This is a genomic window from Sphingomonas faeni (assembly GCF_040407495.1).
Classification (GTDB): Bacteria; Pseudomonadota; Alphaproteobacteria; order Sphingomonadales; family Sphingomonadaceae; genus Sphingomonas; species Sphingomonas faeni_D.
In genome coordinates this window covers 829,432-843,610 of the sequence record NZ_JAPZPP010000001.1, presented here as the reverse complement: position 1 = coordinate 843,610, position 14,179 = coordinate 829,432, and the positions used below count along the sequence as shown (strand labels likewise).

Here is a 14,179-nt window from a genome sequence, read left to right as displayed (position 1 = left end):
CGCGCTCCTTTTTCTTCGGAGACACCATGATCCGCTTCACCTCCGCGCTGGCGCTCGTCGTCGCGCTCGCCGGCGGTGTCGCCGGGTCCGCCCAGCGCCCGCCGATCGACAGCCGGGCCGAGCACGACACGGCGCCGCTCGCGTTCCGGATCGACGAAGGGCGCAACATCAACGCGTTCGTGCGCGATGGCCAGACCGCCGCCCATCTGCTGCTGCGGTCGGGCGACGTGCCGCGCATCCTGTCGGCGTTCCCGGCGGGCAACAGCGCAGTGGGACTGTGGTTCGACAAGATCGGCCGACCCGCAACCTGGACGCTCGATACGCCGCCGACACCCTCGCCGATGACGGATGCGAAGGGGCGGCCGTTGCATGCGGTGCAGGCGATCGCCAGCATCGATGCGCCGGTGCTGCGTTTCCGGCAGGCGGTGCTGTCGTCGATTCGCGTGCTGCGGGACTATGAGGCGCTTGGGAAGGCGCCTGCCGAAATCCTGGTCAAGGGGCGGTACGATCCGGATCTTCGCGGCGGACCCGGGATGGTCTGGGCGCGCGACCGGCTCGACGGGGCGCCTGGCTATGTGCTGTCGGTTCGCGGGCTCGACGGCACGGTGGTCGATAAGGACGGTATCCGCGCAGGGAAGGGCGGACGTATCCGGATCGCGATCGTCGCGGGTAGTGGCGATACGCCGCTGACCCCGCTTGGTGGCGATGCGTTGCTAACGGCCGACGCGCGGGCCGATCGGCGTGCGCGCAATGCGTTGTCGTACCTGTCGTACAAGGAGAAGTTCCTCGCGGGGTCGTGGCGGTTCGACACGTATTTCGGCCGCGATACGCTGATGTCGCTTCGGTTGCTAATGCCCGTTCTACAACCGGCCGCGGTGGAGGACGGTATCGGCGCGGTGCTGGCGCGGCTCGCTGGCAATGGCGAGGTCGCGCATGAGGAGGACATCGGCGAGTTCGCGGTCCTGCGTAACGCGAAGGAAGGCCGCGGGCGGATCGCGACGCCGATCTATGATTACGCGATGGTCGACGACGACTTCATGCTGGCACCGGTGGCGCGGGCGTGGCTGCTGGACGCACCGCGGGGTCGCGCGCGTGCCGCCGCGTTTCTGGCAGCACCGGCGGGGAAGGGGTTACGGCAGGGCGATCTGATCGCGCGGAACTTCGCCTGGGTCGTCGACCGCACCGCCGCGTTCGCCAGCCAGCCGGAATACAAGGCGCTGGTCGCGATCAAGGCGGGGCGGCTGACCGGGCAGTGGCGTGACAGCGAGGAAGGGTTGGGGCGGGGCCGGTACGCGTATGACGTGAACGCGGTGTGGGTGCCCGCCGCGCTGGCCGCGATCGAGCGGTTTGCCGCCAGTGGCCTGCTCGACCGCTACGGCACGCCTGAAGACCGCGCGGCGATGGCAAAGGCCGCGACGCAGGCGCAAGTCTGGCAGCGCACCGCGCCAAGGTTGTTCGCGATGACCGTACCGAATGCCGAAGCAGCTGCCGACATTGCCGCCTATGCGCGTAAAGTCGGCGTACCGTCCGCGCCTGCTTTGGCATCGCTCGGGACCGCACCGCTTGCGTTCAATGCATTGTCGCTCGACGATGCGGGAAAGCCGGTTCCGGTGGTGCATTCCGACGATGGGTTCGCGTTGCTGTTCGGTACGCCGTCGGTTGCCGATCTGGATCGGTCGGTCGACGCGATGATGCGGCCGTTCCCGGCGGGGCTCATGACCGATATCGGACTGCTTGTGGCCAACCCCGCCTTCGCGCCCGCGGACGTGCAGGGACGGTTCGGCGCGACCGCCTATCACGGTACGGTCGTGTGGTCGTGGCAGCAGGCGATCCTAGCGGCAGGACTCGACAGGCAGTTGGCGCGCCGCGATCTGCCGTCGGCAACGCGAGCCCGGCTGGTATCGGCGCGAGCGCGATTGTGGCGGGCGATCGACGCGGCGGGCGAGGTGCGGACGTCCGAACTCTGGTCCTGGGCGTATGCGAACGGGCGCTACACCGTCGCCCCGTTCGGTGCGTCGAGCGCGGACGTCGACGAGTCCAACGCGGCGCAGTTGTGGAGCACGGTGTTTCTCGCGCTACGTCCGCCCCCCGCGCCCCGATCACAAAAGTGACGATCGACCGTCGTGTGCTGCTGGTGCGGGGTGGGCTGCTAGCCGCTGCGGCTGCGGTGCCGGCACCGGTCGGTGCGGCCGCGCGGCGGATCGACGATCTGATCGCGGCGATGACGATCGAGGAGAAGGCCGGCCAGCTCAGTTGCTTCAACGACGAGGTCCGCCCGGTCGGCGCGGTGTTCAATCCGGTCGTCAATGCGAGCAGCGCGGACGCGATGCTGACGCGGGTCCGGGCCGGGCGCGTCGGGATGCTGTTCAACGGCTACGGCGTCGCCGGCGCGCGACGGTTGCAGGCGGCGGCGTTGCAGAGCCGGCTGAAGATCCCGCTCGTGCTGGCGGCCGACGTGATCCACGGCTGTCGCACGATCTTCCCGATCCCACTGGCCGAGGCCGCTGCCTTTAATCCCGATCTGTCCGAACGGGCCGCACGAGCGGTCGCGCGCGAGGCGACGGCGGGCGGGCTCCACTGGACCTTCGCACCCGTGGTCGACGTCGCGCGCGACCAGCGCTGGGGACGGGTTGCGGAGGGTGCGGGCGAGGATGTGTATCTCAACCGCCTGCTCGCCGTCGCACGGGTGCGTGGGTTTCAAGGCCCCGACCTCAAACGCGCCGACGCGATGCTCGCCACGCCCAAACATTTCGCGGGCTATTCGGCGGTGCGCGGCGGCATGGAATATGCCGCAGTCGACATGAGCGAGGCGGAACTGCGCGAGACCTATCTGCCGCCGTTCGCCGATGCGTTCGCGGCAGGCGCCGGCGCAACGATGGCCTCGTTCACGGATTTCGGCGGCATACCCGTGACCGCGAACCGTCATCTGCTGACGGACATCCTGCGCGGCGAACTCGGCTTCACCGGCGTCTGCGTGTCGGACTATGACGCCGACCGCGAACTGATCGCGCACGGCATTGCCACGGATGAAGCCGATGCCGCGCGGCTGGCGATCCTCGCCGGGATCGACGTGTCGATGCAGAGCGGGCTCTACAATCGGCATCTGCCCGCGTTGGTTGCGAGTGAAGCGGTGCCGATGGCGGCAGTCGATCGGGCCGTGCGCCGGGTGCTCGCGCTCAAGGAAGCACTCGGGCTGTTCGACGATCCGTATCGGTCGATGGACGCGCGGGCCGAACGCCGCGAAACGCGCAGCCCGGCGATCCGCAGACTGGCGCGCGAGGTGGCAACACGGTCGATCGTGCTGCTGAAGAACGAGCGCAACATCCTGCCACTGCCGCGGGTCGGCAAGCGGATCGCGTTGATCGGGCCGTTCGCGACCGATCGTGCCAATCTCTACGGACCGTGGTCGTTTGCGGGAGAACAGGGTGCGGGCATCGACCTTGCGACCGGGATCCGAGCACGCGTTGCCGACCCGACGGCGTTGGTTGTCGAACCAGGCTCCGGTATTCACGAGGCGCTGCCGAACGGCATTGTGCGCGCCGTCGCTGCGGCGAGGGCGGCGGACGTCGTGTTGCTGGCGGTGGGGGAAGCTGGCGAAATGTCGGGCGAAGGCAATAGCCGCGTCGAGATCCACGTCCCCGCCGTGCAACGCGAGCTTGCCGAGGCGGTCGCGGCGACCGGTACGCCGGTCGTCGTGGTGTTGCGCCACGGCCGCGCGCTGGCGCTGGAGGGCGCGATACGGGACGCGACCGCCATACTCGCGACGTGGTTTCTCGGTGAAGCAACCGGCGATGCGGTCGCCGACATACTCTTCGGGATCGAAGTTCCGTCAGGACATTTGCCGGTCAGCTTTCCACTGGCGAGCGGGCAACAGCCCTGGTCCTACGATCACCGCTCGACCGGCCGCCCCGCGACCGACGCGGATCCGCTGGAAGGGGGCCGCGCGCGCTGGCGCGACGCCCCGGACCGCGCGCTCTACGCCTTCGGTCATGGGCTGACGTACGGGCGCCTGGAACTCGAAGACCTCGTCGCGAGCCCGACGATGCCTTGGGACGGTGTGTTTACGATTGGCGGAACTGTCCGTAATTCGGGCGATCACGACGCCCTTGCGCTCGTCCAGCTGTATATTCACGACCGCGTTGCCAGCCGCACACGGCCTGTGCAGCAGCTCAAGCGGTTCGTGCATGTCGCCGTGCGCGCCGGCGATCGGCAGCGGTTCACCCTGTCGCTGACCCGCACCGATCTGGCCTTCGTCATGCAGGACGGCACGACGCGCGCCGAAGCCGGGGATTTCGACGTTAGAATTTCACTGAACGGACCCGATGAAGGACTGCCCCTGTCCTTTAGCCTGGTCCGGGACCTGTCTTGAATGCGCCCGGCGACTGAAGAAACCGCACAGGCTCCATGCTGGTGCCCCACAAAGCATCCTCGCCAACTGCGATCGGCAGGAACTTCATTCATGATAAAACCGTTTTGAACCATTAACATGGATGCGCGCGTGGCTTCTGCCGGGCGGAACGAATCCCGGTTGGCAGCAGTAGGAGCGAACGATGAGAGCACGGGTCTGGGCAATCGCATGTTTGACTGTGAGCCTTGCAGCGACAAGCGTCACCGCACAATCCGGGGGCGGAGCAGCTGCCTTTGCCGGTCAGTGGCGCGTGACGGGCGTTGCGGTTGCGGATAGCGGCGTGCAGGCTCTGAGCGACAATGATCCGAGCCTTATGGGAAAGCGCCTGACCTTCTCGCGCACGCGCCTGGCCTGGAATCAGCCGACTGCGACGCATGACAGCTGCATCAATCCCCGCTTTACACGGCTGGGAACGCCAGCCCCGGCTGACCTCCGCCCGCAGCTTCGCAAGCTTGGTCTGCCGCGACCGACGGCGTTTGCCATCCACTGCCAATCGGGCAGCTGGGGCCCGAGCGGCACTGCTGTCGTCTTTCGCGGTGCCGGTGGAACGCTAGCCTTGCCGTGGTATGACGGCGGCGTGCTAAAGCTGGCACGGCAGTGAGGAGAATCGCCAATTACTCGTGGTGACCGGAATGGACATCGTTTGGCCGGACGCTCGAACTGCGAACGCGTCGGAGCACATGCGTCGGATGCGACGTCGATCCGTGCGTTCGAGGCACTCGCGGATAAACGGAACGCGGTGCCAGTTACTCGTACAGTTGGGTCGGAGCGGTCCCGATCCGCTGTCCGGATGCGGTACGTCGGCGCGATCCTGCTGTTGGCGTCTTCGTCAGCATGCACACGGTTACCGCCACCGCTCCTGGAGACATGCCTGCCGACGTCGGCAGGGGATGTATCGTTCTCGGCAGATGGTGCGCGGGCCAGCAGGACATTCGATGTCCTGACATTCAATATCGAAGGTCTGGGATGGCCCGCTCGGGCCAATCGTGGACCGGCCTTGGCACGTATTTCGGCTGCGCTCAGACAGATGGAAAGACACGGCAACGCCCCTGACGTCGTCATGGTGCAGGAGATGTTCAGCAAGGCGGCGGTTCGGGCGGTCACCGGCATCGGGTATCCCAACATGGTTTTCGGACCGTCACGCACCCAGCGCAAGAGCTTGCCAGGCGCCGATCGCATGCCGGGGCCGTATCGGTGGAAGAAGGGCGAACTGGGCCTGCATATGGTCGGGTCGGGCCTCGCGATCCTGAGCCGGTATCCGATCGTCGAGACTCGCTCCGAACCGTTTGGACGTCGCCGTTGCGCAGGCCTCGACTGCCTCGGCAACAAGGGTGTATTGTACGCGCACCTAGCGATTCCGGGCGTTCCCGGTGCTATCAACCTTTTCAATACCCATCTCAACTCCCAGCGTTCGTCGCGCGTATCACCGCGACGTCACGCACGCGCGCACCGTCTTCAGGTCGACGAACTCGGCGCCTTCATCGCGGCGGTGGGCGATCAGGATGTTCCGACGATCCTCGGCGGTGACTTCAACATGAAGAATTCGGCGATCCGGTTCGAACGGTTCCGGAACGTGACCGAGCCTTTCGAGATCGTCCAGGAATGGTGCACGGCCAACCCGCTGCCGTGCGATACGCGCATATCCTGGGATGGCGATGAGCCATGGATGGATACGCAGGACCTTCAACTGTTCGAAAGCGGTTCCAGCGTTACCGTGACTCCCATCCGTGTCCAGGCGGTGTTCGATGGCTCGGCTGGCAGCCCAAGGTTGTCGGATCATGACGGGTTTCGAGTCACTTACAGGGTGAGTTGGCATGTGACTGTCTCATCGCGGACGGAGCGGGCGGGTGCCTTGCCACGCTGTGGCCGAGAAGGCGGGACCAACCGCGAAGACAGCGGTCTGGACGAAACTGCGCACGGCGTGCGGCGGGCTGGCCGGGGCGCCTGATCGATGATCCTGACTTCCGCTCCAAGGTCGTGTAACAAGATATCATTGACGATGTTACATCATATCTTTCATAGGCGACCGAACTAGCGGTGTGGCAACGCCCGCGAACCGAACTGCCGAAGGGGATATTGTTTTGCGTCTGTCCATGCGTGCCGCCTCGATGGCCGGCGCCATTCCGCTTGCCGTCGCGCTGTCCTACGCACCCGCCGTTGCCCAGTCCGACGAGGAAGGCCGGCCCGAGCGCGAACGCGAGGAAATCACGGTCACCGGTGTGCGACAGCCGTACCGTGGCAACTTCACGTTGCGTGAGATTCCGCAGGCGATCGCGACGATCGACGATACGGTGATCGCCGAGAACGCCATCACGCGCCTGACCGACGCGCTCGATCTGAACGCGTCTGTGGTGCGGCAGAACACGCTCGGCGGACTGTGGGACAGTTTCGCGGTGCGTGGCTTTGCGGGCGACGAGAACCTGCCCAGCGGCTATCTGGTCAACGGGTTCAACGCTGGACGCGGGTTCAGCGGGCAGCGCGACGTCGCAGGGATAGAGCGGGTCGAGGTGCTGAAGGGACCGGCCGCCGCGGTGCTGGGTCGTGGCGAACCCGGTGGTTCGATAAACCTGGTTACCAAGCAGGCGGAACTGGGCCGGACGTTTGGCACTGCATCGTTGCAATATCGCAGCTTCGACACCGTCCGGGCCGAGGGCGATGCGAACCTGGCGCTGACCGACACGCTGTCGGCGCGGCTGATCGGCTATGCCGAACGCGGTGATACGTTCCGCGATACGGTGGAGCAGAAGCGCTGGGGCTTCCTGCCCTCGATCGGCCTCAAGCTGGGCGACGCGACGCGTGTCACCTACGATTTTGAATGGACCCGGGTCGAGGTACCGTTCGATCGCGGCATCGTCGTGCTGAACGGGAATTTCGATACGGTGCCGCGCTCGCGTTTCCTGGGCGAACCGAGCGATGGCGACACCGTCGCTCGGGCGACCGGGCACCAGTTGCGTCTCCAGCACGATTTCAGTGACAGATGGTCGCTGTCGGTGGGCGCCAGCCGCCGTGACACGCGGCTGACCGGCGCGTCGTCGGACGCCGAGACGCTGCGATCGCGACAGAAGCTGTATGTCGATGGGCGATCGCTGTCGCGGCAGCGGCGCACCCGCCAATACAATTCCGAGCACAGCGTGCTGCGCGCCGAGCTGTCGGGGGAATTCACTATGGGGTCACTGCGTCACCGCGTCCTGCTCGGCGGGGATTTCGACTATTTCGATACCGACCAGCTGTTCACGCGCTTTCGCGGACCTGTAGTGACGGCGACCACGACCGACCGGGCGGGGTATGTGCTCGATCTGCAGAACCCGGTCTACGGCCGTTATCCGGTGCCTGCCACCGCCCCGATCACCAACCGGCACGATGTGCAGCGTACGATGGGTGCCTATGTGCAGGATCAGATCAGTCTGACCGATCGGCTGCAGGTACGCGTCGGCGGTCGCTACGACGACTTCCTGCTCCGCGTCGATAATCGGCTGACCAGCGTACTGGGTCGCCGCAAGCGCAGCCGCTTCAGCCCGCAAGCCGGGATCGTCTATGAACTCAGCACGCCGCTGTCGGTGTACGCGGCGTATGGCGAGGGCTACCGCGCCAACATCGGAGCGGATGCCACCGGCAACGTCTTCGAACCCGAGACGAGCAAGTCGATCGAGGCCGGCGTGAAGCTGACTGCGATGGGCGGCCGACTGACCGGCACGCTGGCGGCCTACCAGCTCGAGAAATCCAACGTCCTGGCCACCGACACGGCCAATCCCGGGTTCTCGATCGCGATCGGCAAGGCGCGTAGCCGTGGGATCGAGGCCGACCTGAACGGCCGGCTGCCGGGTGGGATCGAGCTGTTGTTGAGCTATGCCTATACCGATGCGGAGGCGCGGTCGCGCGTGCTGGACCCGAACTTCTCGTTCCAGATCGAGCCGGGCGATCCCCTGATCAACATCCCGAAGCACAATCTCAACATGCAGGCCGCCAAGCGCTTCAAGGCGGGCGGGCGTAACGCGCTGGTCGGCGCCGGTGTCCAGCATGTCGGCGCGCGCAACGGTGAGACCGGGACCGACTTCACGCTGCCGTCGCATTCGCTGTTCCGCGTGTTCGGGCAGGCAGATCTGATCGACGGCGTGCAGCTGTTCGGCTCGGTCGCCAACCTGTTCGACGACCATTGGTACGCGAACAGCTATTCGCCGGTCTGGGTACAGCCTGGTACGCCGCGCACCGCCACGATTGGCCTGCGTGCCAGCTTTTGAGTGATAACGATGCATCTAAAGCTTCTGGCGATCATCGCCCTGTTTTCTGCGTCGGCATCCCCGGGACAATCCGGCCGACCGGATCCTCCGCCCCAGCCGCAATTGCCGGGGTTGCCTGGCGCGGTCCTGCCACCGGTGCAGCCTTGGTCCGGCGCCAGCGAGCGCCTGATCGTGGCGGCGAACGATCCGTGGATCACCCCGGCCGAACGCGCCGACTTCGCGACGACGCCGCGCTATGCCGAAACACGCGCCTGGCTCGAACGGCTCGCCGCCGCATCGCCGTTGATCCGGATCGAGACGTTCGGTCGCACCGCGCAGGGGCGCGACATGCTGATGGTCCGCGCCAGCAAGGGGGGGAACAAGCCCGTCGTCCTGATCCAGGCGGGGATCCACGCGGGTGAGATCGACGGGAAGGACGCAGGCCTGATGCTGCTGCGCGACATTGCGCTCCGCGGAAAGGACAGACTGCTCGATTCGGTCGATCTGGTGTTCGTGCCGATCTACAATATCGATGGGCACGAGGCGATGAGCCGCTGGAACTTCCCAGCTCTGCGCGGACCGTCGGAAAAGGGGTATGTTGCCAACGCGCGGGGCATCAACCTGAACCGCGACTATGCCAAGGCCGATGCGCCGGAAACACGCGCGATGATCGGATTGCTGCGGCGGCTCGATCCGATCCTGTATGTCGATTGCCATGTCAGCGACGGCTTCGACATGCAGTACGACATCACCTTCACTTATGCCGGCTGGGGGCGTTACGCCTATCATCGCGCCACCGCCGACTGGCTGACGGCGCGATTTGGCCCGACGGTGACTGCCGCATTGAAACGCGCCGGTCATGTTCCGACACTCTATCCGAGCCCAATCGACACGCGCGAACCTGCCAAGGGCATCCGCCAGGCGCCCGAGGGCCCGCGCTATTCGACAGGCTATGGCGACTTTATCGGCGTGCCGACCGTGCTGGTCGAGAATCATATGCTGAAGCCTTATCGGCAGCGCGTGCTCGGCACCTATGTCCTGCTCGAAGCAGCACTGACACTGGCGGCGGCCGACCGCGATCGGATCGTCGCAGCGAAAGCGGCGGATCGCGCGATCCGGCCCGCAACGATGCTCACGCGCTGGCGACCCGCTGCGACCCCGATCGGCTGGATCGAGCGGTTCAAGGGTATCGGCTTCGAGACCTACCGGTCGCCGGCGAGCGGACGGATCGAACAGCGCTGGACGGGTAAGCCGATCACGTTCCGCATGCCGATAATCGGACAGGATCCGGTCGAGACCGTGACGCTGCCGACCGCATGGTGGGTGCCGTCTGAACAAACCGAGGTGCTCGACCGGCTGCGGCTTCACGGCATCCGATTCGACGCGATCACGACGCCGCGAACGCTGACGCTCGACCGCGTCCGGTTGCGCGATGCGGTGGTGCAACGCGCGCAGGACGGACGGTTGCCGCTAAAGGCATCGTTCGAACACGTCCCGCTGACCGAGACGCTACCCGCCGGAACGATCCGCGTCCCGTCCGACCAGCCGCTCGGCCTGCTCGCTGCGGCGTTGCTCGAGCCGGAAGCCCCGGACTCCTTGCTCGCCTGGGGCTTTTTTCCGGAAATGCTCTCGTCCCCGCCGAGCGCAGAGGACTTTGTCCGGGCGCCGCTGGCCGAAGCGTTGCTTGCGGAGGACCGGACAGTCAGGGATGCGTTCACCGCGAAACTGGCCAGCGACACCGCGTTCGCGAAAGACCCGGATGCACGGCTCGACTGGCTCTTGGAGCGGCTACCCGATCGAAAATCTGCATATCTGATCTACCCGATCCGACGGGAACGTTGACGATAAAACGGAATGGGGGGCCTCGATGACGACATGGCTGGTGCGGTCGCTGTCCAAGATCGAGCGAGACGCTGTATGGCAAGATAATAGTATGGACGGCACCGGCATGAGGATTTGCGGATGATCTTGCGTAGCGATGAAACCCAGGATGTCGCCGTGCCCGATAGCGGCCCGATGCGCATGCAACTGTTCCGGCCGGCGATCGAGGGGCGTTTCCCCGGCCTGCTGCTTTTCTCCGAGATCTATCAGGTAACCGCGCCGATCCGTCGGCTGGCGGCAATGCTCGCCGGGAACGGCTATGTCGTTGCCGTCCCGGACGTCTATCACGAGTATGAACCGGCCGGCACGGCCCTGAATTACGATCCGATCGGCACGGATCGGGGCAACGCACTCAAGATCACGAAATCTGTCGCGGCCTTCGACGCGGACGCCAAGGCTGGCCTGACCGGTCTTCTGGCGCACCCGGCCTGCAACGGTCGGCTTGGCACGTTCGGCGTATGTCTCGGCGGCCACCTCGCCTATCGCGCAGCCCTCGATCCGCGCGTCTACGCTTCCGCCTGCTTCTACCCCACCGACATCCATTCGGGGACGCTGGGTGAGGGGCGGTCGGACGATAGCCTGGCGCGCATGACCGAATTGCAGGCGGCCATCATGTTCGTCTGGGGACGGCAGGATCCACACGTCCCCTATGCGGGGCGAGAAACGATCCGCGCGCGGCTCGAACAGGTTGGCGCGGCGTATGAGTGGCACGAACTGAACGCACAGCATGCGTTCCTGCGGGACGAAGGACCGCGCTACGACCCTGCGCTGTTCCTGCAGGGGATGGACCTGACGCTGGCGTTCTACCGCCGGACCCTGGCGTGAGGCGGTAACGGCACGGCTTCGCCTGCCCCGATCTGCCGATCTGATCTTCGTCGGCTACGGGCGATTGCGTTGAATGGAGTAGCGCGCGACAAGCGGGCATTCGACAGGAGAATCCCATGCGCCTCGCCTTTGCCCTATTGCTGCTGCCGGCGCTGCCGATCGTCCAAGCCGCCACGCCGGTCCCGGTACAGGACCAGGGTATGGCGGCGCAGGACGCAGCGCTGCTCAAATTTCTCGACGCCGCGTATGATGAGCAACTCGATCTTAGCCCTGAGTCTCTCACCCAACTCGGGCTGAAGACGCATTACGACCGGCTCGACGATTACACCGACGCTGCGGCCCTTCGCGCGCAGGCGTTGTCGGAGCGGCAGCTGAAGGCGATGCGGTCGCGCTTTCGTCCCGACCAGCTCGGCGAAAGCGCGCGGGTCAGTTACCGGTTGTTCGAATACGAGGTCGAACGCGGCCGCCAGTCGCTTCAGTTCCGCAAGCTGCGCTTTCCGGTGTCGACCAATGGCAGCCCGGCGGGCGACATCCCGGTGCTGCTGATCAACACGCACAAGGTCGATACGCTCGCGGATGCCCAGGCCTATATCGCCCGTCTGCGCGCTACCGAGCGGGTCATGCGCGAGGTCTCCGCGACGATGCGCGCACAGGCTGCGGCGGGGATTATTCCGAACAAGGTGAATTTTGCCCCCGCCCGTGCCGATGCCCGCGCCGTCCTGGTCGGTGCGCCGTTCGACGGTGGTGCAGACTCGACGCTCATGGCGGACTTCCGCAAGAAGGTCGGCGCACTGGACGTGCCTGCCGCGACGAAGACGGCGCTGTTGCGCGATGCGAGCACGGCGCTGACCGGGCCGTTCCGCCGCGGCTACGACATGCTGTTTGCGACACTCGACGCGATCGAACCGCTATCGAAGGGCAATTTCGGTGCGTGGAGCCTGCCGAACGGGGCGGCCTATTATGCCGACCGGCTGAAGATCTCGACGACGACCGAACTGACCGCCGATCAGATTCATGATCTCGGGCTGAAGCAGGTCGCCGCGATCCGGCAGGAGATGGAGGCGATCAAGCGCGAGGTCGGGTTCCAGGGGACACTCGAGCAGTTCTTCGCCAAGATCCGTACCGATCCGCAGTTCAAATATCCCAATACGGCGGCTGGCCGCGAACAGTATCTCGGCGACGCCCGCGGCGTGATCGCGTCGGTCATGGCGGTCGCGCCCAAGTATTTCCGGACGTTGCCCAAGGCACCGCTGGAGGTCCGCGCGGTCGAGAAATGGCGCGAGGGCACCGCGTCGACCGCGTTCTACAACCCACCATCGGCGGACGGATCGCGACCCGGGATCTACTACGTCAACCTGGTCGACATGAACCAGACGCAGAAGGTTCAGGTCGCCGGCATCGCCGCGCATGAAGGCGCGCCCGGCCACCATTTCCAGATCGCGCGCCAGCAGGAACTGACCGGCCTTCCGAAGTTCCGCAAGTTCGGTGGTTACGGCGCCTATGTCGAGGGCTGGGGGCTATATTCGGAGCGGCTGGCGAACGAGATGGGGGTCTATAAGGACCCGTATAGCCGATTCGGGATGCTGTCGTTGCAGGTCTGGCGCGCGATCCGGCTGGTGCTCGATACCGGCATCCATTCCAAGCGGTGGACGCGCGAACAGGCGATCGCCTATTTCAAGGCGAACAGTTCTGTATCGGACACCGACATCGCGCGCGAAGTCGACCGGTATTTCAACTGGCCGGGGCAGGCGACGAGCTACATGGTCGGAGAGTTGAAGATCGCCGAACTGCGTGCCCGGGCGGAGCGCGAACTCGGGCCACGTTTCGACATTCGCGACTTCCACGAAGCAGTGTTGGATCAGGGCGCTCTGCCGTTGGACGTGCTCGACGAGCAGGTCGGCCGGTACATCGCCTCGCACCGCCGATAAGCTCATGCGTGATCGGCGTCGCGTTTTGGACCGGGCCTAGGTCGGCGAGATACCGATCTGGAGGAACGGCTGATCTGAAGCTCGCCTCCTGGAGGTGATCAGCCGGCTTGGAACGCCTTGTGCGTTTCGAGCAGGCGGCGAGCGCGGTCGACGACGGGTTTGTCGATCAGTTTGCCGTCGACCGCGACAGCCCCGAACGCGCCATCGATCGCGGCGATGACGCGGGTCGCCCAGTCGATATCGGCGTCCGAGGGGAGGAAGGCCGCGTTGACGATACCAACCTGCCGCGGGTGGACACAAAGTTTTCCGCCGAACCCGAAGCGCCGCGCGTGGTCGGTATCGCGCGCCAGCGCCACGTCGTCGGTGAGGTCGGTCGAGACGCCGTCCACCGGTGCGGCAAGCCCCGCGCTGCGCGAGTGAAGAACGATCTGCGTGCGGACATGGTCGATCTCCGCGCCATCGCCGTCGATCCCGGCGTCGGCCTGAAAATCCACCGTGCCGAACGACAGCCGTGCGAGGCCCGGCGCCGTGACGAGGTCGGCGAGGTTTAGGATCGCCGAGACGGTCTCGACCAGCGCATGGAGCGGCTTGGCGGCCGCGACCTCATGCATCGCGACGAAATCCGATGCGCGCTCGGCCTTGGGCAGCATGAGCCCCGCGACGCCCGGCAAGCACGCAAGCGCGCGGACGTCGTCGGCATGCCACGCGGTATCCAGACTGTTTACCCGCACGAAGAAGCGCGGTTCCGTCAGGGTCGCGAGCGCATCGTGGATCGTATCCCGCGCCGCGACTTTGCGATCGGGGAGGACCGCGTCTTCGAGATCGATCACCACCATGTCCGCGCCGCTCGCGCGCGCCTTTTCGAAACGCTCGGCGCGGTCACCGGGAACGAACAGGATGCTGCGGGCGGCAATGGTCAT

Annotated in this window: 9 protein-coding genes; 8 read left to right on the top strand and 1 reads right to left on the bottom strand. The window is 65.8% G+C overall.

The features are described from left to right. Window positions 1-26 precede the first annotated feature (26 nt). From O6W96_RS03820 to O6W96_RS03785, 8 genes are all read left to right on the top strand, one after another. On the top strand, window positions 27-2,111 hold the full coding sequence (locus O6W96_RS03820) for a hypothetical protein (RefSeq protein WP_353468326.1): 2,085 nt from the start codon (window positions 27-29) through the stop codon (window positions 2,109-2,111). Continuing rightward, window positions 2,108-4,369 (top strand): glycoside hydrolase family 3 N-terminal domain-containing protein, encoded by a 2,262-nt coding sequence (locus O6W96_RS03815; RefSeq protein ID WP_353468325.1) that lies wholly within the window; start codon window positions 2,108-2,110, stop codon window positions 4,367-4,369. The genes O6W96_RS03820 and O6W96_RS03815 overlap by 4 nt, the downstream gene beginning before the upstream one ends. Window positions 4,370-4,688: 319 nt before the next feature. Next, on the top strand, window positions 4,689-5,009 hold the full coding sequence (locus tag O6W96_RS03810) for a hypothetical protein (protein ID WP_353468324.1): 321 nt from the start codon (window positions 4,689-4,691) through the stop codon (window positions 5,007-5,009). Window positions 5,010-5,198: 189 nt separating this feature from the next. Next, complete coding sequence (locus O6W96_RS03805) at window positions 5,199-6,356, top strand: endonuclease/exonuclease/phosphatase family protein (RefSeq protein ID WP_353468323.1); 1,158 nt, start codon at window positions 5,199-5,201, stop codon at window positions 6,354-6,356. Between the two features lie 145 nt (window positions 6,357-6,501). Beyond that, window positions 6,502-8,646 carry a TonB-dependent siderophore receptor gene (locus O6W96_RS03800; RefSeq protein ID WP_353468511.1) on the top strand — a complete coding sequence of 715 codons (2,145 nt, stop codon included), beginning with the start codon at window positions 6,502-6,504 and terminating at the stop codon, window positions 8,644-8,646. Window positions 8,647-8,655: 9 nt separating this feature from the next. Beyond that, entirely contained in the window at window positions 8,656-10,467 is a 1,812-nt protein-coding gene (locus O6W96_RS03795; RefSeq protein ID WP_353468322.1) for a M14 family metallopeptidase, read from the top strand. A 120-nt stretch (window positions 10,468-10,587) separates the two neighbouring features. After that, window positions 10,588-11,331 carry a dienelactone hydrolase family protein gene (locus tag O6W96_RS03790; protein WP_353468321.1) on the top strand — a complete coding sequence of 248 codons (744 nt, stop codon included), beginning with the start codon at window positions 10,588-10,590 and terminating at the stop codon, window positions 11,329-11,331. Window positions 11,332-11,447: 116 nt separating this feature from the next. After that, window positions 11,448-13,259: a DUF885 domain-containing protein gene (locus O6W96_RS03785; protein WP_353468320.1), complete on the top strand. Its 1,812-nt coding sequence runs from the start codon at window positions 11,448-11,450 to the stop codon at window positions 13,257-13,259. A 98-nt stretch (window positions 13,260-13,357) separates the two neighbouring features. On the opposite strand, the gene O6W96_RS03780 is transcribed toward O6W96_RS03785, so the two are convergent. Further along, window positions 13,358-14,179 carry an HpcH/HpaI aldolase/citrate lyase family protein gene (locus O6W96_RS03780; RefSeq protein ID WP_353468319.1) on the bottom strand — a complete coding sequence of 274 codons (822 nt, stop codon included), beginning with the start codon at window positions 14,177-14,179 and terminating at the stop codon, window positions 13,358-13,360.

Bases quoted from the DNA above. Each gene is read 5' to 3' on its own strand.
- O6W96_RS03800 (WP_353468511.1), top strand. From the start codon at position 6,502: ATGCGTGCCGCCTCGATGGCCGGCGCCATTCCGCTTGCCGTCGCGCTG.
- O6W96_RS03780 (WP_353468319.1), bottom strand. From the start codon at position 14,179: ATGACCATTGCCGCCCGCAGCATCCTGTTCGTTCCCGGTGACCGCGCC.
- O6W96_RS03785 (WP_353468320.1), top strand. From the start codon at position 11,448: ATGCGCCTCGCCTTTGCCCTATTGCTGCTGCCGGCGCTGCCGATCGTC.
- O6W96_RS03805 (WP_353468323.1), top strand. From the start codon at position 5,199: ATGCGGTACGTCGGCGCGATCCTGCTGTTGGCGTCTTCGTCAGCATGC.
- O6W96_RS03790 (WP_353468321.1), top strand. From the start codon at position 10,588: ATGATCTTGCGTAGCGATGAAACCCAGGATGTCGCCGTGCCCGATAGC.
- O6W96_RS03795 (WP_353468322.1), top strand. From the start codon at position 8,656: ATGCATCTAAAGCTTCTGGCGATCATCGCCCTGTTTTCTGCGTCGGCA.
- O6W96_RS03820 (WP_353468326.1), top strand. From the start codon at position 27: ATGATCCGCTTCACCTCCGCGCTGGCGCTCGTCGTCGCGCTCGCCGGC.